Origin of the sequence: Bradyrhizobium cenepequi (assembly GCF_020329485.1) — a bacterium.
Classification (GTDB): domain Bacteria; phylum Pseudomonadota; class Alphaproteobacteria; order Rhizobiales; family Xanthobacteraceae; genus Bradyrhizobium; species Bradyrhizobium cenepequi.
The window spans coordinates 1-19,868 of the sequence record NZ_JAGKJI010000081.1; the positions used below are offsets into that span (position 1 = coordinate 1).

General features: G+C 57.2%; 14 protein-coding genes and 4 pseudogenes. 10 read left to right on the forward strand and 8 right to left on the reverse strand.

Translation table 11 applies throughout. From position 1 onward, the window contains the following. From J6497_RS38270 to J6497_RS38280, 3 genes are all read left to right on the forward strand, one after another. The coding region (locus J6497_RS38270) for a LexA family protein (RefSeq protein ID WP_312010451.1) at positions 1–311 on the forward strand (311 nt) is incomplete at its 5' end. 712 nt (positions 312–1,023) lie between these two features. Beyond that, entirely contained in the window at positions 1,024–2,055 is a 1,032-nt protein-coding gene (locus J6497_RS38275; RefSeq protein WP_225709347.1) for an outer membrane protein, read from the forward strand. Further along, positions 2,052–2,735, forward strand: coding sequence for a hypothetical protein (locus J6497_RS38280; RefSeq protein WP_225709348.1), 684 nt, complete (start codon positions 2,052–2,054; stop codon positions 2,733–2,735). The genes J6497_RS38275 and J6497_RS38280 overlap by 4 nt, the downstream gene beginning before the upstream one ends. A 174-nt stretch (positions 2,736–2,909) precedes the next feature. On the opposite strand, the gene J6497_RS38285 is transcribed toward J6497_RS38280, so the two are convergent. Continuing rightward, positions 2,910–3,179, reverse strand: a complete 270-nt coding sequence (locus tag J6497_RS38285) for a hypothetical protein (protein ID WP_225709359.1) — start codon at positions 3,177–3,179, stop codon at positions 2,910–2,912. Between J6497_RS38285 and J6497_RS38290 the strand changes: the two genes are divergently transcribed. Continuing rightward, the gene (locus tag J6497_RS38290; RefSeq protein WP_225709349.1) at positions 3,063–5,066 is read left to right on the forward strand and encodes a phosphocholine-specific phospholipase C; all 2,004 of its coding nucleotides are present in this window, start codon (positions 3,063–3,065) and stop codon (positions 5,064–5,066) included. The two genes, J6497_RS38285 and J6497_RS38290, sit on opposite strands and share 117 nt — an antisense overlap. 824 nt (positions 5,067–5,890) lie before the next feature. On the opposite strand, the gene J6497_RS38295 is transcribed toward J6497_RS38290, so the two are convergent. Next, positions 5,891–6,364 (reverse strand): hypothetical protein, encoded by a 474-nt coding sequence (locus J6497_RS38295; RefSeq protein WP_225709350.1) that lies wholly within the window; start codon positions 6,362–6,364, stop codon positions 5,891–5,893. Positions 6,365–6,792: 428 nt separating this feature from the next. Here J6497_RS38295 and J6497_RS38300 point away from each other — a divergent pair. Together J6497_RS38300 and J6497_RS38305 are read left to right on the forward strand one after the other, a co-directional pair. Then, a pseudogene (locus J6497_RS38300) lies at positions 6,793–7,071 on the forward strand (MarR family transcriptional regulator); the annotation flags it as partial. A gap of 2 nt (positions 7,072–7,073) precedes the next feature. Beyond that, positions 7,074–7,331: a DUF6894 family protein gene (locus tag J6497_RS38305; protein WP_225709351.1), complete on the forward strand. Its 258-nt coding sequence runs from the start codon at positions 7,074–7,076 to the stop codon at positions 7,329–7,331. A 907-nt stretch (positions 7,332–8,238) separates the two neighbouring features. Here the strand turns inward: J6497_RS38305 and J6497_RS38310 are convergent. The 3 genes and pseudogenes from J6497_RS38310 to J6497_RS38320 all read right to left on the reverse strand — a co-directional run. Next, the gene (locus J6497_RS38310) at positions 8,239–8,976 is read right to left on the reverse strand and encodes an amidohydrolase family protein (protein WP_225709352.1); all 738 of its coding nucleotides are present in this window, start codon (positions 8,974–8,976) and stop codon (positions 8,239–8,241) included. Positions 8,977–9,023: 47 nt separating this feature from the next. Next, on the reverse strand, positions 9,024–9,278 hold the full coding sequence (locus J6497_RS38315) for a hypothetical protein (protein WP_225709353.1): 255 nt from the start codon (positions 9,276–9,278) through the stop codon (positions 9,024–9,026). Positions 9,279–9,320: 42 nt separating this feature from the next. Continuing rightward, positions 9,321–9,611: pseudogene (locus tag J6497_RS38320) on the reverse strand (alanine dehydrogenase); the annotation flags it as partial. 123 nt (positions 9,612–9,734) lie between these two features. Here J6497_RS38320 and J6497_RS38325 point away from each other — a divergent pair. The 4 genes and pseudogenes from J6497_RS38325 to J6497_RS41810 all read left to right on the forward strand — a co-directional run. After that, positions 9,735–9,933: pseudogene (locus J6497_RS38325) on the forward strand (DDE-type integrase/transposase/recombinase); the annotation flags it as partial. Positions 9,934–10,104: 171 nt separating this feature from the next. After that, positions 10,105–10,266: pseudogene (locus J6497_RS42490) on the forward strand (IS5/IS1182 family transposase); the annotation flags it as partial. Positions 10,267–11,412: 1,146 nt separating this feature from the next. After that, a complete protein-coding gene (locus J6497_RS38330; protein ID WP_225709354.1) occupies positions 11,413–13,602 on the forward strand; it encodes a tetratricopeptide repeat protein in 2,190 nt (729 codons plus the stop codon). Between the two features lie 1,099 nt (positions 13,603–14,701). Then, positions 14,702–16,087, forward strand: coding sequence for a DUF3088 family protein (locus J6497_RS41810; RefSeq protein ID WP_312010452.1), 1,386 nt, complete (start codon positions 14,702–14,704; stop codon positions 16,085–16,087). A gap of 392 nt (positions 16,088–16,479) precedes the next feature. Here J6497_RS41810 and J6497_RS38340 read toward each other — a convergent pair whose 3' ends face one another. The 3 genes from J6497_RS38340 to J6497_RS38350 form a co-directional block, all read right to left on the reverse strand. Then, the gene (locus tag J6497_RS38340) at positions 16,480–17,352 is read right to left on the reverse strand and encodes a LysR substrate-binding domain-containing protein (protein ID WP_225709355.1); all 873 of its coding nucleotides are present in this window, start codon (positions 17,350–17,352) and stop codon (positions 16,480–16,482) included. A 1,128-nt stretch (positions 17,353–18,480) separates the two neighbouring features. Further along, positions 18,481–19,086 (reverse strand): class I SAM-dependent methyltransferase, encoded by a 606-nt coding sequence (locus J6497_RS38345; protein WP_225709356.1) that lies wholly within the window; start codon positions 19,084–19,086, stop codon positions 18,481–18,483. 167 nt (positions 19,087–19,253) lie between these two features. Then, a complete protein-coding gene (locus J6497_RS38350; RefSeq protein ID WP_225709357.1) occupies positions 19,254–19,778 on the reverse strand; it encodes a hypothetical protein in 525 nt (174 codons plus the stop codon). Positions 19,779–19,868 lie beyond the last annotated feature (90 nt).

Below are 19,868 nucleotides of genomic sequence, written 5' to 3' on the forward strand. Positions count from 1 at the left end.
GTACATTCATGGCGTGCCTCCTCGTTCGAGGCACGCACGAACAACTGAATCGGATGGCCGGCGTGAGTCTTACGGCAAAAACCTTCACGCCCAAGCAGGGGCAGTATCTGGCTTTTATCCACCTCTATACCCGCCTGCATCGCAGGCCCCCGGCCGAAACCGACATGCAGGAATATTTCCGCGTCAGCCCGCCGTCGGTTCACCAGATGGTGCTAACGCTGGAACGAGCTGGCCTCATCAGAAGGCAGCCAAGGACCCCTCGCAGCATCGAGGTCCTCGTTGATCCCAAAACCCTGCCAGAGCTAATCTAACTGCCGCTGCACGCAACCCGTCAAAATCACTGTGCAGAGCCACTAGTGGTGCCAAGGACGTTGAGCGCCTTTCCGATTGCAGATCAGCGCCGTCGGACTGCCTCGACGCGCCTGTTTTCGAGCCTGGGTATTGAATGGCCTGAGATCCGAGAAGAGGTACCCTCGCTCAAGCTAGGCGACGGACCTCGTCTCACCGTCTAGGCAGCAGAAAATATTCGTCAGACCCCTGCTGCGTGCGTCCAGGGTCGAGCCAAAAATATCAAGTGCACGCGCCTACGGTTTGCGGGAACCTGGCAAATCACTTTGACGTCCACTCGTGCTTCTGTTCGAAAATAATCACGTCTCATGTCCAGAACCACACAAGTTGTTGCGAGCGCGACGTCGCATTCGAAAAAAGAGCGAGTGTGCCGCTGCATCAGAATGGCCCAGGTCCTGCATGGCATTCGTCGGTGAGGAAATTCACAAAGAGTGCGGAGTTGCGGGCGGAGGGAAGCGCAAACGGCGAACGTCACGTTCGATCAGGTTTGTGACGGCCGACCGGAAGAGCGCGCTGCCGTTTGAATACTTCATAAGGCCTCTTGAGGCCGATCATCGCGCGATAGCCGACCAAAGCGGAAGTGTCGCACTTGGTCGGTTCATCGACGGACACGTGACTGTGTGAGTGGCTGACTGCCAACATAAGGATGGCAACAAGTATCGTTGTGAGGTTGATGTGCGATCTGCAGTTCTTCTTTTGGGTGCCGCAACAGTTGCATCCGTCGCAAGCGGTGCCGCCAGTGCGGCAGATCTCGAGGCGGCAGCGAAAACCCCACGGGCGCCGTGGAATTGGACCGGAGGATATCTTGGCGGACACGTTGGCGGTGGTTATGGGCGGACGATCTTCAGTGATCCGTACGGTCCATCAATCTACGGCGACGTCACTGACACGCCTGCATTCTTGGTTGGCGGCCAGATTGGCTACAATTGGAAGGACAACTGGGTCTTTGGCGTCGAACTGGACGCAAGCCGTGTTGTCTCGGACGGTACAAACAGCTGCCTTGTCGCCTCTGGCTTTGTTGTAAGCGCAAGCTGCAAGGCAAGTCCAAACATTCTTCTCACCGGCACCGGTCGCGTGGGCTATGCTTTTGGCCCGCAGGATCACACTCTGGCCTACCTCAAAGGAGGTGTTGCTTGGCAACGTAACCGCGGCGACATCGTCAACAATAACGAACTCTCTGGCTTGGCTCCACAGGGGGCAACACATTTCGACTATGGTCGTATCGGTGGTATCATCGGGGCGGGCGTTGAGCAAACGCTCACGCCTGCATGGTCTCTCAACTTTGAATACGACTATCTGGGCTTTGGCGGGCCCAGCGTAGCGACCGCTCCCACTGTGCAGTTTCCGCCGCTTGCAATTCGCCCAGCCGACACATCCAACCTCTCCAGCCGTTATCACATTGGGAAGGTCGGTCTGAACTATCATTTTGATGCTGACCCGTCAGCGCCCGGATGGTCCGATGCGTCGGTCTACGCGACAAAGGGGATCGTCAATGCGCCGCCGACGGCTTACGTCGCCGGTTGGTCATTCGAAGGGGGCTCACGGCTGTGGCTCAGCCGGGGAAGATTTCAATGGGACGCCAGCGCCGTGCCCCCGCGATTCTTGCAGATCCCACTAGTCTTGTATCAAGACTCACTTATCAGGGGCTCGATGGATTTTCCGGGGAATTGTTCGGACGCCTTGACAGCCCCTGGGGAATATTCGTGAAGGGCAATGTTGGGATCGGGCGCTTCAATGGTGGAAGCATCAACGATGAAGACTGGGGATTCTTGGGCTCCGTGTCCTATAGCAATTCGATATCGGGCCAGGCGAACGGAAGATTCATGTACTCCACGGCCGATGTCGGCTACGATTTTCTGCGAAGCAGCAGCTACAAGGTCGGCGGGTTCGTCGGCTGGACGACTCAATACGGCCAGAAGTCGGACACGCCAGGATGCGTGCAGATTGCCAGCTCCCTTTTTCCGTGCTTGACGACGGGCGACAACAGAATCATTGGCAGCCAGGATACCGATTGGAATGCGCCGCGTGTCGGCCTTAGCGCCGAGACCATGTTTCTCGATCGTTGGCACGTGAGCGCCGACGTTGCTTACCTGCCTTGGACCAATTTCAAGGGCCGCGACAATCATCTCTTGCGCCCCATTACAACCTTCGCCGATCAACGTGGGAATGGTGGTGGCGGGGTGCAGATGGAGGGAATTCTATCGTATTTCATCACCAGCAATTTCAGCGTTGGTATCGGTGGTCGTTATTGGGGCATGTGGACCAAGAAGGACAGCGATGTGACATGCACCGGATGCGACGGTGTCGGCGCCGTCACTGGACCTGGACCTGCGAAGTACAGTATGGAGCGATGGGGCACGTTCTTGCAGGCCTCCTACAAGTTTTGACTGAAGAGGCGAGGTCCCTTGATATCTTCCAAATACCAAACTGAGCATCACCGCAAGACGACTGTTCGCTCGAACGATTTCGAACTAGCAAATGTGCAGGGGCTCCTATGATATGGCTGGTGGCGCGAGAAAACCAGCCAGGGGCTGCTGAACACCAGCATTCAGGATGGCCGCTCATTCCAGGTCGGCGCCCAGTTCCGTTTTTGACGTGGTGACTGGCGGGGGGCGGCGCGTTGCTTCCCGCCAGGTGTCGAGTTTTGAAGGCCCTCCAATCTGTTCAATCGCCGCGCCGTCCTGGGCGGGTTTGCCCAGACCACGCTTGCGGCATTGTTCGCCCCGGCCCTCGCACGAGCCGCAACCACGCCAGCACACCAACGCACCGGCACCATTCAGGATGTCGAGCATGTCGTCATCCTGATGCAGGAAAACCGATCCTTCGATCATTATTTCGGAACCTTGCGCGGCGTGCGGGGCTTTGCCGATCCGCATCCGATCCCGCTGCCGATGGGCGGATCTGTGTGGAGCCAGCGTGATCGTAATGGCCATCCCGTGCATCCTTTCCGGTTCGATACGGAGCGCACGAACTTTCAGTTGATGCAAAGCCTGAACCACGACCGGCAGACCGGGCATGACGCCTGGAACAGTGGTCGCTACGATCGTTGGATTCCGGCCAAGTCACCGCTCACCATGGGCTGTCTGACGCGCGACGAGATTCCCTATCACTTCGCGCTCGCCGACAGCTTTACGGTCGCGGATAGTTACTTCTCCTCCCTGCTCGGGCCGACATGTCCTAACCGCCTCTATCTTCTTACTGGCTGTGTCGACCCCTTCGGTCGCGGGGGTGGGCCGGTGGTCAACAACGACAACATCACCCAGACCCCGACCGGCAAGGTATTCGGTCGCGGATGGGTGACTTATGCGGAGCGCCTCCAGCAGGCCGGTGTAAGCTGGCGCGCCTATCGCCAGGGCGCTGATCCGGACAGCGATGACGACAGCGACGGCGGCATGAACATGCTTCTTGCCTTCGAGGCTTTTCAGCGGGCCCGCCCAGGCGATCCGCTCCATGAGTTCGGGGTAGCCCCACGACGGCTGGAAACGCTGAAGGACGACGTGCTGATGGGCACGCTCGCCCTGGTCTCATGGATCTTTCCGCCACGCATTTTCTGCGAGCACCCTTCGTGGCCGCCGGCCAATGGCGTCGAATATATTGCCCGCATTCTCGATGCTTTGACGGCGAACCCCGAGGTGTGGAGCCGGACAGTCTTTCTCCTGATGTATGACGAGAATGACGGATTTTTCGATCATGTCGTGCCCCCCACGCCGCCCCTGCATCGGGGCGAAGGGATAAGCACCACATCGGTCGCCGGCGAAGCGCATGGCGACGGCAAGCCCTTCGGCCTGGGCGTCCGGGTGCCCATGATCGCGATTTCGCCCTGGAGCCGGGGCGGCTTCGTGAATTCCGAAGTGTTCGACCACAGCTCGATTATCCGTTTTCTCGAAGCGCGGTTCGGGGTTCACGAGCCGAATATCAGCCCATGGCGCCGCGCCGTGTGTGGCGATCTGACCAGCCTCTTCGATTTCGCAACGCCGAACGAAAGCGCAGCCTCAGATCTGGCAATGCTCGACGCTTTCGCGCCGCTGCCCGATCAGCGGGATTTCGATAGCTATAAGGCCCATTTCGAGGCGAAGCCGTTCCCGCAGGCGCCAGCGCGCTTTCCCCCGCCTATGGTCGAGACAGGACCCCGGCCCGCACGGCCCTTGGCCTACGATGTCGCCGTGGACGCAGATATCGAAGCTGACGGCGTGCGGCTCAGCTTCCGTAACGATGGCGCAATCGGTGTCGCCTTGCGGGTTCAGGACATGACGCAAGAGGCGCCGCCGCGACGCTACACGCTGGAGCCGGGTCGTTCGCTCAATGCCCGATCGAGCATTGCATTTGGCGCGCCTTATGCTCTTCGGGTCGATGGACCCAACGGATTCATGCGCGAATTTCGCGGGCTTGCACGTGTCAGCCCCGGTGTGAGAGCGCGGCATGTCCGTCAAGATGGTTCGCTTGTGATCGACATCGTCAATGCTGGTGGGCCAGTGATCGCTCGTCTTACGGACGGTTACGCCGCGACCGACCGGCGGCTGTCCATCAGTGCAGGCGCAAGTCATCGCGAGCGGCTGACGCTGGATGGATCGAGCCAGTGGTACGACGTTCGCCTGGAAATCGGCGATGCAAGCTGGCGTCTATGCGGCCACGTCGAAACTGGGAAGCTATCGGCTTCGGACCCGGCCATAGATCGGTGCGCCCGAGCCTTACGCACCGGTGACATGATGCTGGACTAGGAGGCCTGTCCTGATGCAGCAGGTGCGAACCGGAATCGCCGCAGCGGGACTCAGGGCCGCAATACCGGTCAGCGGCTTTTACGGGATGCTTTTTCTCGCCTGTGGGTCGCGTCGCCCTTTTTCCTCTCTGGTTTCAGGATCAGGCCCCTTCTTGCTAACTCGACAGATGCAGCGGCCAGTGCAGCTGGCGGCTGCGCTCTCGGCTGACGAGCCGCTCCGTCATGTGGTCCACAGATTTGCGCTTAACTACCGCTCTGCGTCTATTCACCACATCGATCTGGATCCCATCGAGTCACCTCGAAACTTCAACCTGTCGGCTGATCCATACATCCACGTACAGTTGGCAAACGGCCTTTCGCTGGCCTATCGGCCATCGAGCAGCTGGACCTCGCAGCGAAAGCCTCCCGCGGGAAGCCCAAATAAGAGCCCCATGGTTGCCTTTGAAGCGGGACCCGGTCATTGTCTTCCGCGCTTGGGCTGCCCTCCCCGTTGGTCATCCGCGCCGATTTCTGTACCTGACTGCAAAGTTCGCTGATTGCACGCGGTGGACCCCGTTTCGTGCCGGTGCCGTCGCGCGCCAGGATGAAAATGGAGGAACGCTTACAAGGGCCGTTTTGTAAAACTACCGTCCTTTCCGGGCGATCCCTCCTGACCATTGCTCCCTGGCTTTCCAGCGGATCCGGGCGGACCAGCCTGGCCTCCGGCCATATCCTCCACCGTGTCCACGTGGACCCTCGTCGCCACCCGGGCCACCCTTGCCACCAGTGCCCTCCACCGGCTCCGCCCTTGTGGTGAATGTAATCAAAGTACTGTAACGATCTGGCTCACTGGTCCGGAAGATCAATCGACCACCATTGCTGGAATACATCTGGCAGGGTCTCTTTTTCCGACTCGATGACGACAGCTGAGGCGTTGCTTGAAGAGATAGCGAGGCGCGGGTCCCCAAGCAGCCTAGCCACGAAAACTGCCCCTCTTTCCGGGATCCCGAGGAAAAGAGATGACAGGAAGAGAAGCGCAACGAGTATTGAGATGCTCAGCACAGCCCACAAGGATAGTAATGCCGGCATAGAGTGCCGCCTGGCCAGTGCAGAAGTGAGAAGCGAAACGATCGTCGCCAGGACGACTAAGATAGTCGCGACACCGAGGAGAGCTCCTGGCGCTTTATTCCCCGACAGGACCACCGCAGCCAAGGCTAGAAGCGAAATACCGGCGTAAAGGAAGCGTCGTGTCCCTGGAGTGACTTTTCTCTCCGCGTTCAGCAGGTCGTCTTTGGACGGGTCGTGAGAATTCTTCGCCATAAGAGCACAATCAATAGAGCCCAATCAAACACCTTCCGCCGAGGCGGGTATATCTGTCGGCCGTCCAGCACGACAACGGACCGCCCGCCCCTTGCAAAGAGAAGGTCGTCGAAGCAAGCGACGCTACTTACAATGCGTTCGCGCGTCTCACCTTCGTCGAGCACTATCGATCTCATAACGCCCCGCTGTTTGATCCAGGTCAACGCACAAGCCGCCAGTATCAACATCACTTGGATCGATGATCTAGTGAAGCAATAAGTCTGTACGTAACGTACTGAACGCGTCTTTAATTCCGTCGCTGTTATTCGTGACGCTTCACTTTTGTCCGAAGCGTACCAACGATTTGATCTGCTTCCTCCGGCGGCATTGTCCCTATTTTTAATTTGCGCTAAGAGGAAACAAGCCACGCATGGAAACCCTGACAGACGATGCCGCCGGATTTGCCTAGCCAAGCAAGAGAGGTCAGCAGTTGCTCTGCTGAGAGTCAGGAGGTGGTCCGGCGATTCAAGTGGGAGATCAAATCCATCAATGTGTATCTGGAAGAACTTCGCCAATTCCAGGCTAACGTTCTTGGCATCACTGGGCCGCAGTGGATGATCTTGATGGCCCTGGCAGACCTGGACAGAGGAAACGGTGTTCCGGTCAACCTGGTGTCAACATTGATGCACGTCGACTCTTCATTCGTCACGACCCAATCAAAGCTGCTAGCATGCCGCTGTTTTTCTTTCGCATCCGAACTGTCGACGGCACCGGCATCTGCAATGACGGTGTGGAGTTTCCCGATCGCGACGCCGCCTGGAAGGAGATGACTCTCGTCTGCGCCGACATGATCAGCGGCGTGTCGCGTCATCTTCAGGAAAACGCGGAGTGGCAGATAGAACTGCTGGACAAGACCAAGCGCACGATCTTCCGGATCCGACTGGTCGCGAAAACGCTGACTAGAGAAAAAAGGCCTCCTGCGGCGTAAGCCCTCGACAAGCGATGCCCGGGTCGTACAGATGTCGCTGACGGACAAGACTTGCAAGCATCTCGCGAGCGTCGCTACACAACAGGAAGCACTCGATGAATTCGTTTTCGGTGTTCGCGACTTGACCGAGTTCGCTAACAGACTCACTGCACTCAGGCATCGCCTTGATAAAGCTCGCTTGAAAGTCGCTCTGGATTTCTGAGGAGCAAAACGCACAACCCCTAAAATGGCGCGCTGTCTAGGTCGCGCGAACTCCGGGTCGAGACACACCGCAGTTGAAGTAAAGGCCTGTCCTCCCAGGAGCCCTCTCACTGAGGGCCTGCCAACGGCTATTGGTTCTACGGGTATTGCCATGCGGGTTATGAGCCTTGATAGGCCGCCTCGATCTGCCGGCTCCGCGAGGCGTTTCTCGGAGCCCAGGCGATCATGCCGATCGTCTCTCCTGTGGCTGGGTACAGCGTCGCTTCGACCGAGAACAAACCGAGCATCGATCAGGGAGCCTTTAGCAAGCGCCGAACGCCAGCCATTCTCCTATATCTAGGGTCTGCGGACGGGAACGGCTTACGAACGGGCCGTTTTTCGAAGCGTCACTAGCTCTAAAATTTAGGCGGAAGCGAGCGCCGCGCGCGAGCCTCTTGGTTGGCTTGGATCTCTCGAGCCAAAAGGCGCGAACGATACGGCGCGCTCAGGAGCAACAGAAGAAGCGCCCTGTTAGCTTCATAGCTGGCAGCGGATCGGTTGCTCCTTGAGCCCGTCATGACCAGCGTGCCTTCGCTCGTGCAGACCGACCACAACCACCTTCGCCCGTGGTGTCTTAAGAAAACCTCGAAGACGGCAAATCGATCAGACAAAGCATCAGCGCTCAAGCCATAACCTCCAGTCTGCATTCCTGCATTCATAGTGCAACCTACGCCGGTGCCGAGCTGCTTGTTGCGCTCCGAAACCCGTAGAGGGCAGCAGACGTCTCGCCGAGGATCTGCCCTCGGGCGTCCTCGTCGGGGACGAGCTTCTCAAGCCACTCCAGGGTCTGCGCATAGGATGGCGCATAGGCGTGGGCGGTTGTCACGTGCGGCCACTCGGACCCCCAGATCAGCTGTTCCGGCCCAAGGTCGTCCAGCATCCTGCCCGCCGCTGCCTGGGCCCAACCATCTGGGACGCGTCCGATTCCCGACAGCTTCACGAACACGTCGGCGCTCTTTGCGAGCGCCAGGAGCCGCTCCAGGCGCGGGTCCCAGGAAGGATCGCGGGCGCTGTCCGCAAGTCCAAAGCCTCGGAACACCAGGCGATGGCCGTCCGCCAGGAGCAGCTCTGCCAGGCGCTCACGTCCTTCGACACCGCCCGACACCTCCAAGTGCAAGCCCAGCTGAAGGGCAGCCTCGAGGGACTCGGCCAGTGGATCGGGATCCTCGAGGGTGAGCGCCAAACCGACGGCGCCTGATCGACCCCACGCCTCCAGGACCTCAGGCGCCAGCGGTTGCATGAGGGGCGGAATGAGCCGCACCGGCAATCGGGCCTGGCTCGCCTGAGCGAAGAGCTCCGTCGGGTCGCCGCTCAGAAACGCGGGCTGGACCAGGACCAGCCCGGTGATCGCGCACTCGTGCGCGGCGCCTTCCAGCTGTTCCAAGGCGCCGTCGATGACGGGCACAGCCCGCCTGTCCTCTCGGCGGAAGGCGTGAACCTCGCAGTCGACCCTCATGGAGCGCCCTCGCCGCAGCGCGCGGCCGGCAAGGGATCAGCCAGACTGCAGCTCACCCGGAAAAGCAGGTCCTCGACGGTGGCGCCGCGCGCGTGCAGACTCTTCAGCTTCTGTTCAAGCGTCCAGCGGGCGACGTCCCGCTGCACGTCTGCGCCGTGGCGTTCGGCTGCCATCATCTCGCCGATAGGGACGACCCCTAGAATGAAATGCTCGCGCGCCGTCGCAAATACGGGCTCGCTGTAGATGCTCATTTGGTTATTTGCTCAGCGATGTCTTAGTTGGGCAACAATACGTGCCAGATGCAGATAAGTGAAGAGGGTCTGGTTTTCTCGCACTTGCGCCCATTCGGAAGGCTGTGGCTCCTCGAGCTTTACGATCATCTCGCTCGATGCAAATACCTCGCGAGCGGAGTCGAGAATCGTTGCACGAGCCCTGCGACAATTGGCGTCCGTTGCGCCAACGCCAGCGCCGGCATTGGTCTCGACCACCACGCTGTGACCGGCGGCCGCATATTCGAAGGACGCAGGCGCAAGAGCCACGCGATATTCGTGCGGCTTGATTTCTTTGGGAATACCGACCTCTATCAGCAATCTAGTTACTCGGACGACTTTTCTAATCGAGATAGCAGCTTGTTTTCCTGCAAACTTGCAAAACAGGCGCCAAATGTTGGAAAACTTCAGCGTTTTTGCAGCGATTACGCAGGAATCCAAACTGATGGGCGCCGCTTCCGCATCCTTGCCGTGATCGATGATTGCGCGCGCGAGTTCCTGGCGCTGGTGGCCGAGACCTTAGTTTCCGGCACTCGGTGGCGCGGGACTGGAGCGGCTGGTGATTGAGCGTGGCAAGCCGAGGATACTGGTCAGCGACAACGGCAGCGAACTCACCAGCAACGCTATCCTGACCTGGCTGGGGACATCAAGGCCATCAACAGGAAGCGGGATGGGCTTCGTTCAATTTAGCAAGTCGCGCGGTGGTCAGTTTTGCAAAAAATTTAAGTGCCCGACTCGCTCAGGAACGAAAGCCATGCCGAGCACACCAAGGACAAGATGGCTGCAGCGGCTGCGCGATCTCGGCCTCAGCCCGCGCATGGAGCGCGAAGAGCGTAATGTCGAGGTGATGTGGCTGATTGGCCGGCCGGCTCCTTATAAGCCGATCACGGATCTTCGACAGGACCAGGCGCCGGCGATCCGGAAGGTTTGTAAGTTCGAGGCTGCGAACAACCGCGACCGCAACTTTACGCACCAAGACGAACCTGCCGGCATTGTCCGTGATCCGGGCGTAGACCACAATCGAGGAGCCGAAACGCCCGAGGACTGTCATATCCGCATCCACGGAGCGGATCTCGGCCCTCGGAGTGGGATCCAATCAGGATCCGACCACGACGGCACCACCAAAGCTGACAAAGGATCAAATAGTTCCGGATGATGATCGTGACGTGATGTTCGTTGGCCTCATCTGGGTACAACTCCTTGCTCTCCACGCCATCCGCCATATTGAGCGGCAGCCTGGATCAAATGTCTCCTTCCGAAGGCAAACCTAGGCAAACCTCACATCATCGGAGAGAACAGGGCGGCAGGCTTCAACAGCCGTGCTGCTGCGATGGCGGTCGCCAGATCCACATAGATGAGTGGTTACCGTCGATATCGATGATATCAAAGGTCTCCCCCGGGCCTGGCCGACCTGATCAGATTGAATGAAGACTCTTGTCCGGGGGTCTCCACCCGTTGTCAACTCGTGGACCGCGCATTCGATGGGCGCAACGCCTGCCCCCGATTTGCCGAAACCCGCATTGAGCTCGTGGCGCGAATAAGAGCTGCCGAAGGGCAATCGACAAGGATTGCTTTATATTACTCGATGTTCGCAAGTTTCGCGTCCGATATGGTTTCGCCGCGTGACGGTTGTGCAATTTTGAACTTCGTCGCGTTCTTCCGGCGATTTGTCCACGGAAAACCTGTGCGTCTACCGTCCGCTTCCCGACGGGAAGACACCGTCGCGCCCTGAACCGTTCAACATGGATTACCTCGTCGCGCCGATCTGGCGGTGCTAGCGGCAAGTCTTCACATGCCGACAGTTGCGAATTTCTTTAGCAGCAGCTGTGAAGGAATTTCGCTCCGGATTCGCGCTGTGATTCTTTATGCTCACCTTGCACGACCAACCGAGCGTTCGCTCATTGGCTCATGCATGGCAAGAAAGGAGAGCGCGATGAAAAAGAAGGTTGCTGAAATCAAGACTACTATCCGTACCACCACTCCGTACAAGGGAACGGTCTAAACTGTGGGATTGGGTCGCCTTGAACGACCCTCCTTTGTGAAAGGCTCCGTGTTGAGTAAGCAGGGAGGGTGGTATTTCAACCACCCTCCTTTGTGACAGGTCCAGGAGAGTGGAATGCCCAAGTTGATCCAGTCCCGCATCGTTTCTGCCATCTCGACATCGGTCGACGCCACCCCGATCACGATTTTGAAGGCGGAACCTGGAATGGCGCCCGTACCGACGATCAAATCGGCACTCTCCAACTCAAGTTCGGCCCCATCGATCACAGACGGCGACTGGCGCACCGGTGGCTACCTCGCAGGTTTGCAAGAAGTTGTCGACGCCGAACTGAGATGGGCTGCTGAGAATAAGCCGCAACTGATCGAAGCGACCCAGCAATCCTTAAAGCGGCTATTCCCTCTCATGGACAGCGACGCCTTTACCGTACCTAAGGACCTGACCAATACGTCGACAAAAGAGGAGCGCACACGATTCTACCATCACGAGTATCAAAACAAGCTGTTGGTCGGGTTAGCGGAATTCTTGATCGAATGTGCATGGGAACGGAACCAAAGGCACGTGGTTGTCATCGATCGTGCTTCTGCTCTTTCCAATTCGGTCAAGAACCTCATCAAATTACTCGTTAGGCTGGAAAGCGGCGCGTCTCTGTTTCGATTCATCCTGATCGACTACGAACAGCGCCTTTACTTTCCCGGTGCCAACGAATTGCACTTCGGCAGATATAGTCCGGAGGAGTTGGCGCCGATCTTTTGTCAGGACCGCGCTCTAGAACAGCAACGCCAGATCTATGAGGCCAGTGGCGGAAATCCGCTAATCGCACAGGCTTTGAGTCAATGTGAGGCTGCCGGCTTGCCGGTCGTTGGCTATCTGGACCCAATAGCGACGGTGGACCTCTATCTGGCGAGTCTTCCCGGCGATGAACGGCAGAGCCTTCTCAAAACATACATCGAGTCCAATTGCACCACATCTGATCTGATCGCGCAGCGAAACTATGCAATTTTCGATCACAAGACTGCAGATCATCTGCACGAGCAGCTACACCGCAAATGTCTAGAGCAATTTCTTCCGGGCGAGGCACCGCTCGTCATGCTTCATGCGCTCTCTATTCGGGACAAATACAAGCGGCTGGAATTACTGGCCGAGCCGAGCGAGATCCTGCAAAGCATCGGACTGTATGACACATGGTTTAGTTATTTCGGTGAGATTTTTGCTGATCCGGCGCTCCGCGCATTTGGATCAGGAGATGACCCCGTGAATGCGGCATTCATCAGCGCGGCATTCGTGCTGTATTCCCTCGGCTGTGGGCGGGTGTCGGTTCCCTACCTCGATGAATTCTACCATACCTTCCCCAAGAGCCGATACACACCAACCGTTCTCTACGCCCAATCGATGACTTATGGGCGCTATCAGCAACCGGTCGATTTGACGGTGGCCGAAGAGTATGCCTTGCGCAATTTGGAGACGATTGAGAGCGACTTCAAAGACCATGAGAAATATCATTACATCAAGGTTTTTGCCGAGAATGCTTATGCTTACATCAAAGCACGGCAGGAGAAGTACGATGAAGCGCTGGCTCTTTGCGCAGAAGGGCATGCGAAGATGCTTCAGATCTATGGTGACAACCGTTTCAAGCTTCACCAGTCGATTCTTATCTACAACACCAGCCAGGTGTATGAACTCGTCCGTGATCTGGATCGCGCCGAGAAGCAATTGCGCGAGGCCATCGCCTACGATCCCTATTACGGAGAATATCAGAACGATTTGGGAAACTTGCTTTCCAAAGTACCAGGCCGTGAGGCAGAGGCTCTAGAGGGATATGCCCGCGCGATCGAGCTATGCCCGCCCTATTACGAAGCCCATCTCAACAGGGCCAAATTGCGCGCCAGAGTGGGGGACGCCGCTGGCGCTCTCAGGGACCTCGACAGAGCACTTACAATCAAGCCAAACGAATGGCGAGCCCACTTCGAGATGGGCAACATTTTGATGGGGCAAGACAAGGCGAAAGCTGCTCTACAATCCTATCTCTCCGCGTCTGAGATCAATTCCCAAAGTGCCGATTTGCAAAGCAATCTAGGTCTCGCATATTCCGAGCTTGGCGACATTGGCGAGAGCATCGGACACTATCTTCGGGCACTTGAACTCGATCCGCGGCACCCGCTTACGCACAACAATCTGGCCATTGAGTATTTCGAGGCGGGTGAGCAAGACAAGTCGCTTCACCATGCCTCGGTCGCGGCCGAGATTGGCGGTGACCCGGATTACAACTCGACCTACGAACACATTCTCATGAGTGTGGCAAGCTGATCCCCGTCCCCAGCGAGAGAGGCTAGCGTCTTCCCCACGCCTAGAGCCAGTTTCCGAGCGAGTCGATACGCCTGCTCGCTTACCAGTGAGCGGCCTTATGATACGGTGTAGCCAGAGAATGACGCTTACGACACTGAAGTTCAGTGAAGATGCCCGACCGGCTCCGTCCGAAGCGCCAAAGCACTACGGTTTCATTTGCGAACAGATTGCCGACGTTGGGGTTCATGTCAATCCGGGTTGCAGCTGCCCCGAAAGGGCTGCACACCAAGTTGAGGCGGACATCGGGCGTCTCGAGCTGTTGTCGTCTGATTGTGAGAACGTTTATCACGCTGCAGACTGTGCCGATATTCTCCCGGCGTCGACCGGCGTTCATATTTCGGATAGTCAATGCTGGAACGGTACAACTTGGGGCGAGATGAGCTTCCCAGCACTCCTATTCGGCCCATTGGTCCCCGCCGAGCTACCACTGGCTGCTATTGTCCGACCGACCACCGAGCAGAGGGTTTCTGTGTCCAACTTGGCGGGCCGCTTTTACTCTCATTCGCGTCTGCCTCAAGCGAGGCTAGCCAGACTGGCTCAACCTTGTCAGCCCTTCTCGGAGGCGCCCGTCTCATCCTCAGGACCTCTTTCTATCGATATCTCGCGGGACACGGCATCACGGCATTTGCTCCTTTGCCAACTCCGACTGGCAGCACCCTCTTCCGACTCACTGGTAATTCGCTGGAACATTCACGCGTTGCCCGAGCAAACCTCGATCCAGCGATCGATGCGCCAATGCATCGCCGGACAAAGCGACAATGGCTCCATCTATCACTGGCATGCAGGCCACGAAAAAGGTCACATCGAGGACGTCCTCGAATGCGGCAATCTTTCTACGTCGTTTCCGGGTCACGTCGTATACCAGCTGCAACTACGTGCGCTCGGCCGTGCAAAGGTTGGCTAAGCGATGGGCCGCTTGAGCACACGGCAACTCACGTATCTATCGTATCTTATCACTCAGATCGGTAGTTGGGCATTCAGAATCGGCATTCTGATCGGCCTCCTTCAATCCAGTAGGGTTGCGGCGGGCATTGGAGTTGCCGTAATCTTTGCGCCTATCATGCTCGGCAGCCTCTTCTTGTCACCCCTCGTCGACAAAGGCGATCGGCTGACGGTCATGATGATTGTCAATATCATTCGCATTTGTGCGCTTCTTTCCATCTCTTATTCAAGCGAGATCGATTCCTTTTCGACCTACGCCTTGATCGCTGTCTTGAGCATAGTTCAACCCGTCTACATGTCGGCCCAAGTCTCTTTCTTGCGGCTCATTACACCAGAAGATGGTATGATCTCGGTATTACGCGATATTACCAATATCGAGTGGCTCACCTATCTGGTGGGAATGTTCGCAGGCGCCATGCTCGCTGGCCGATTGCGCCTACCTGGAGTTCTTGCTCTTAGCATCGCGGCGCTAGTGCTTTCCCAGATAGTGCTCTTCGCAATCAAGCGGGCTTCAATAGGGTCGGCCGGTCCTGTCGGAACGCTTTCTTCCGGAACCATCTTGGATTTGACACCGCTCTATCCAGCCCTCCTTGCAGTTTTTCTTCTTAATGTGGGTGCGGGGATCATCAACGTCTATCCCGCGATACGTGCCACGACTGGAGGAGAGCTTGATAGACGCGTACTTTTGACCATTGTCATGGCGAATGGCGCTTTCGGCCTTTTAGGCGCACTATCCGTCAAGCCGCTCTTCGCGTCGTTGGGTGCCTTGCCAACAATAGCCGGCACGGCGGCGCTGATGTCGGCATCCTTGGTGGCTATGTCACTCGACGCGGGCCTGCCTCTCGTAGTGGCCTCCTCCAGCGTGATGCTGGGCCTGGGCCAAATATTCGCCGTTTCCGCGCATACGCATATGGTGTCCTCAGTGGCTCCGGATCGGGCGGGTCGCCTTTCAGGCCTGTTTCAATGTTGTACCTACGGTGGCGTGGCAAGCAACGGCATCATTTTCTCGATTCTGGGTGATGCACTCTCTTTCGGGAAGATCGTGCTGATGTGTGCGGGTAGCGCATTCCTCGCTTTCGGCGTCGCTACTTTCGCTATAGCGCACTCTCGAATATCACACCCGACAGCGCGGAAGAGATGGATCCGAGATCATCCCATGCCACGGGATCAGTTATTTCTTCTGAAACCAACCTTTGAAGATCCGGCATTTCCAGGCAAGGAATTCTATTGCTGGCACTGTGCCTTGATAGAGGGGGTTCTATCCGCATTCCCAAGCCGGCGCACCAACATCGAGGTTCATCGAATTGCTTGGCCGCGGCCGCGGGCTGAGCTTATCGAGAGGCTCGGCGTCGACCATCAGTCTGTGCCCGTACTTATTCTGGACAATGGAAGCGCGGTACCGCCGAATGCAGCATTTGTGAACGGCCGCGCCTATATCGACGATCCGGCTGCGATCCTTAAGCTGCTCGCTGTGCGGCACGGATTTCCAGAACCCCATCCGTGAGGACCTGATCGATGCAAGCGCCATTCAAGCCGTACGCGCATCCGCTAGCTACCGACATGAGCGAAAAGCGCGGTTACAGCCTGCTATGCTATCCAACGCAAGCTCTGCCGCGCGAGGTACTTCGGGCTTGCGGTAACCACAGTATGATCGAAGCGCCCGAACGAACTCGCTGCATTTTGTATAGCATGCACAACAGCAGATTAAGAGCCCCGCCCTAGCTGGGAAATGACCGCAGGTCGCCTCTCTCGCCTGAACCGCACACCTACCATTAACGTGGCGGAAGTTGCGAGGAAGAAACGTATCGAATGGAGCCGCTTCATCTGAGATTTCAGAAAAACTGCTTTCCCTGGCCATCTAGTTGGCACCTCGCTAGAAGTGGCTCTCAAAATGTTTCAGCTAAGGATTTCTGCAATTGCCCAACACCGAAACTCTTTAACTGCAGCTCTATTTCGCGCGTGTTCGTTGACAAACATATAGATTGAGCGCTCAACGGGCGTGAAGCCGAACGGAGCCACAAGCTCTCCCTTTTCAAGGTCGCTTCTGACCAACACCTTCGGCGATATGGCAAGTCCAAGGCCGCTTTTCGCCGCCTCGATAGCTAACGAAAATGTGTCAAAGACAATATCACGCGGTTCTCGCAGGCATGTTGCAGTGGCCTTGGCCCATTCGTTCCAAGCTTCCAACTTAGGCGATTCATGCAGTAAGGGAATTGACAAAATATCTTCCGGACTTTTCATCAGGTAAGGTGAAGTTGGCGCACATACCGGGCCGATTATCTCGTTGGACACGTGTGCTGCACCGACAGGATGCGGTTGCTTCAATACACCGCGAACGAATAATACGTCCACGGCACCAACAGTCAGCGCGTTTAGATCAGCATCCGTTTTGAAGTCAAACTCGACATCCGAATGCGCCTGCCGAAATGTACCGATCCGAGGCAAAAGACCGTGCGATAGAAATGTAGGTGAGCACCCTACCACCACGCTGTTTCCAGCATCTCGCGCTCGCAGTTCATAGCATCCTTGCTCAAGCATTGCGAACGCGCTCGCACAGCAGCGCTTCAGCCGTTCGCCATCGGACGTAAGCCAAACTCCCGACTTGTGGCGAATGAACAACCTCCTCCCGAACCAATCTTCGAGAATCCGCATCTGGTAGCTCACCGCCCCGTGAGTCATGCCTAGTGCTTCTGCTGCCTTTGAGAAGCTTGGAAACTCGCTCACCGCCTCGAAAAGGTGAAGGCTTTTCAGAATCGGCAACTTGCGCATATGGCTGCCTTCTTTCCAGGCTTAGAAACTCCATCAAAGGGTGTTAGGCTTGCCGTGCGCTCGGCTCTTTGACGTCAGGATTGCTAACCTACGTTGCGGACTTCACGCGAACTCGATTACCTCCCCGATATCTCCGGCTTAATCCATTTTACCTCCCTGCACTCTCACACCCGAGCTTAATCTGCCTCCGACATTCTCGCTTTCCACCAGGCCAAGCGGAGCACATAAGAAGTGAGGGACCACAGGCGTGTCGAGTTTCATTTTTTCTCTGCAGGACCACCGGCATTTTGCGGCAATCGACGATTTTAGAACTCCTGCTTGATTCAGATGGCATTGTGCATACGCTTCTCGGACCCCCGGAACTGGAGTTTGAGTGAGAATAGCAAGTGTCATACCAATTCGGGCGTTCTCGAACATCTGGCAAGTGAAACAGACGCTTGTGCAGATTTGCTGAGAATGGCTGCTCGAGTCACTACGACATACGTCGGAGATGCGACAGCGCCGCTGCGATGCATGGCATGGAGTGGCATCCATAAGGACGCTCAGGTTTGCCAAGTAGTGATTCAAGGCATTGGATTGATGGAAACTTTGATGCGCAAGGAGCTTTACTGATTGAGTGACACGCACTGGGAAGGGCCTTGTCTCCTACTGCCACCTGGCCGGCGTGGCGCGCATCGGTGGAGGACTGGTGGGTGATCAGCGGCATCGTGCATATGCGGCCGTCAGGGTCTGCCGGCGGAATTGTCCGGCGGAATACGGTGCCACACGAGAATTTACAACCGCTTTAACCGCTGGAGCCGAAAGGGCGAACGGGTCTCTGGATCGAGATATTCAAGGCCTCCTCGCAAGACCGAGATCCTCCGATCGGGTTCGTGACGCCATCCCGGGCAAATAGGCCTCTTACAGTCCTCGACTTACGATCGATGGTAGAAGGCTTAAGGATACGAACAACCGTGACCGCAACTTTACGCATACCAAGATCAACCCAGCCGGTCGTCCGTTATCGGCCGTTGACGACAATCGAGGAGCCGAATAGCGCGAGAACCGTCATATCTGCATCCACAGAGCGGACTTATATTAGGGGCTCGGAGTGCGATCCAATCAGGATCCGACCACGAGCGCTCCACCTCAAAGCTGAACAAGGGGATCAGATAGTCGCGGATGATGATCGTGACGTGAGGTTCGTTGGCCTGATCCTCTCAAGTCCTCAGTCGCGTCGCCATCCGCATGTTGAGCGACTGCCTGGATCAGATGCCTCTTTCCGAAGGCAAACCTCACATCATCGAAGAGGAACAGGGCGCCAGGCTTCAACAGCCGTACCGCTGCGATGGCAGCCGCCAGATCTACATAGATCGAGTGGTTACCGTCGAGATAAATGATATCGAAAGTCTCCCGATTCCTGGCCAACCTGATCAGGTTGAACAGGTATGTTCCTACGTGAGTTCCCAGAAACCTGATGTTTCGATCGGCGATTCCGGCCGCGGCCAGGTCGGCCCGGCGTTCGGCGCAAACGTGTTTGAAGTCCAACCCCACATAGTGGATGCCGAGGTCGTCGATGGTCCTGAACCGTTCCTGCCTGAAGGTCGGTCCTACGCCGATCTCGAGAAAGCGGCATCCCGGATTCTGGCGAAGGATCTCGAGCAGACGTGCATGAACCGAGTGCCGGTGCGCACGGTAGTTGCTCGGCAGAGGATGGCTCGCGTCAAATAGGACGTCGTGACGCTCAATGTTCATCAATCGTCTCCAAGTTGCTCAGGGAATGTATTCCGGCGTGACGCACGCATCGTCCAACGCGCCACATTCGGTGCGGCCGCGACCAGCACGATCGCCAACATCACGCCGCTGCGAGTGAGAACAGGCGGCACGGATGACAGCTTGAGGGCGAGCGATCCTATCCAGAATTACCTTCTCAGCAATCGGCTGGCAATTGCCCGAAGAAGGCTCGCTAGCCCTTCTGGGCGCTCTGGCAGGCGGCTATTCCCGGAAGAGATCGCGGCCGAGGCATAGGTGGTCGGCACGATGATAGCGGGGGCAAGGCTGCCGCCATGCCCGCGTGAATGCCTTGACCTGGTCGGCATCACGTCCCTCTTCGAATGAATGAGAATCGCGTCGAGACCGGCCACGCCATAGCATTTGCAGCGCTGAAGCGCGACTTCGATCTCACCCCATCCATCCCATCCCCTCCCCGGCTCGCGGACATGATACTTAATTGCCTTTTCTGCGGATTCCGAGATGATGGTGCGCACCGTACCGAGTTGATGGCGCGCAGGGTTCCGAAATGATCGCGCGCAGCATTCCGAGCATTCTCCGCGCAGCATTCCGATTTGATCGCGCGCAGTTTCGGATGGTGTGAGGCCTGATCGTTGGGTCATTTCTCCGGCTGGAATCAGCTTGGAGAATTGGATGCCGACGAGGAGGGTTATCATGCGCCATGTGCGCGAGATTGTGAGGTTGAGCCTTGAGGCTGGGCTCTCGACGCGCGTGGTTGGCGAGCGTGTCGGCGTCGGGCCGACGAC

Coding starts and splice junctions, on each gene's coding strand:
- J6497_RS38285 (WP_225709359.1), bottom strand. CDS start 3,179: ATGATCGAAGGATCGGTTTTCCTGCATCAGGATGACGACATGCTCGAC.
- J6497_RS38295 (WP_225709350.1), bottom strand. CDS start 6,364: ATGGCGAAGAATTCTCACGACCCGTCCAAAGACGACCTGCTGAACGCG.
- J6497_RS38305 (WP_225709351.1), top strand. CDS start 7,074: ATGCCGCTGTTTTTCTTTCGCATCCGAACTGTCGACGGCACCGGCATC.
- J6497_RS38315 (WP_225709353.1), bottom strand. CDS start 9,278: ATGAGCATCTACAGCGAGCCCGTATTTGCGACGGCGCGCGAGCATTTC.
- J6497_RS38330 (WP_225709354.1), top strand. CDS start 11,413: ATGCCCAAGTTGATCCAGTCCCGCATCGTTTCTGCCATCTCGACATCG.
- J6497_RS41810 (WP_312010452.1), top strand. CDS start 14,702: ATGCTCGGCAGCCTCTTCTTGTCACCCCTCGTCGACAAAGGCGATCGG.
- J6497_RS38340 (WP_225709355.1), bottom strand. CDS start 17,352: ATGCGCAAGTTGCCGATTCTGAAAAGCCTTCACCTTTTCGAGGCGGTG.
- J6497_RS38345 (WP_225709356.1), bottom strand. CDS start 19,086: ATGAACATTGAGCGTCACGACGTCCTATTTGACGCGAGCCATCCTCTG.
- J6497_RS38350 (WP_225709357.1), bottom strand. CDS start 19,778: ATGATAACCCTCCTCGTCGGCATCCAATTCTCCAAGCTGATTCCAGCC.